Source organism: Pseudoroseomonas ludipueritiae (genome assembly GCF_014490445.1).
GTDB classification, from domain to species: domain Bacteria; phylum Pseudomonadota; class Alphaproteobacteria; order Acetobacterales; family Acetobacteraceae; genus Pseudoroseomonas; species Pseudoroseomonas ludipueritiae.
The window spans coordinates 1-881 of the sequence record NZ_JACTUZ010000359.1 but is presented as its reverse complement, the minus strand read 5'-3'; the positions used below and the strand labels follow the sequence as shown (position 1 = coordinate 881).

Here is an 881-nt window from a genome sequence, read left to right as displayed (position 1 = left end):
GGCAGCGCGCCCAGCACCGCCGCCACCCGCCCGGCGAAGGGCGCCAGGCCCTTATGCGTGGCCAGCCGCCAGGCCCAGCCCAGCGCCACGGCGGAAGGCAGCATGGCGGCCCAGCCGAAGCCCTGCAGCAGCAGGTCGGCGGCAATGGCGCCGGCCGGCCCGGCCAGGTTGGTCACCGGCCGTTCGGCCGCGGTGGAAAGGGAGGGGTCGGCCGGGTTGTAGCTGACCAGCGCCACCAGCAGGGCGCCGCCGGCGACAGCCAGGACCAACCCGGCCATTTCCGCCCCACGGCGGCGCAGCGCGGCCTTGACGGCGGGGGAGGCGAACTTCCGGGCCCCGGCGGCCAGCCGGCCACCAGACGAGGATGAGGATGAGGAACGGTCGGCAAGAGCGCGGGACATGGGCCTCGGTCGTCTGATGCTGAGCAATAGGGTCAGGCTAGCACGACAAAGGCTTGGAACAGAACGCATAAGGTGCAGGTGATGCCCGCGCCACAACCGGGGCCAGAGGGGCGCCGCCCCTCTGGACACCCCGCCGGGGTGGAAAGTCCACCCCGCCGGGGTGGAAAGTCCACCCCGGACCCCGCTTCGAGTTTTCCCTTTGGGGCCGCAGCGCGGCGCCAGCTTTTCAAAATCGCCACCTGGGCTGAACCCGTAGTCGCCGGAGGTCCAGGACCTCCGGCGCGCCCGGCAGTTACCTGAAAAACTGATGGCGGGGTCCGGGGTGACACTGTCACCCCGGCGGGTGGGTCCAGAGAGGGCAGCGCCCTCTTTGGCCCCGGCTTCCGCTCAGGGCGTCTGCGTCGCCGGCGGAGTCGCCGCCGGCGGTTCGGCCGGCACCGTATCGGGCGGCGCCGCGCGCGGCGGAGCGGGGGGCGCAGC

The 881-nt window shown here is 73.2% G+C and carries 1 protein-coding gene; it reads right to left on the bottom strand.

Going from position 1 to position 881, the window contains the following annotated elements; genetic code table 11:
* A partial coding sequence (locus tag IBL25_RS26370) for a DNA translocase FtsK 4TM domain-containing protein (protein WP_187781380.1) occupies positions 1-401 on the bottom strand: 401 nt, incomplete at its 3' end.
* Positions 402-881 lie beyond the last annotated feature (480 nt).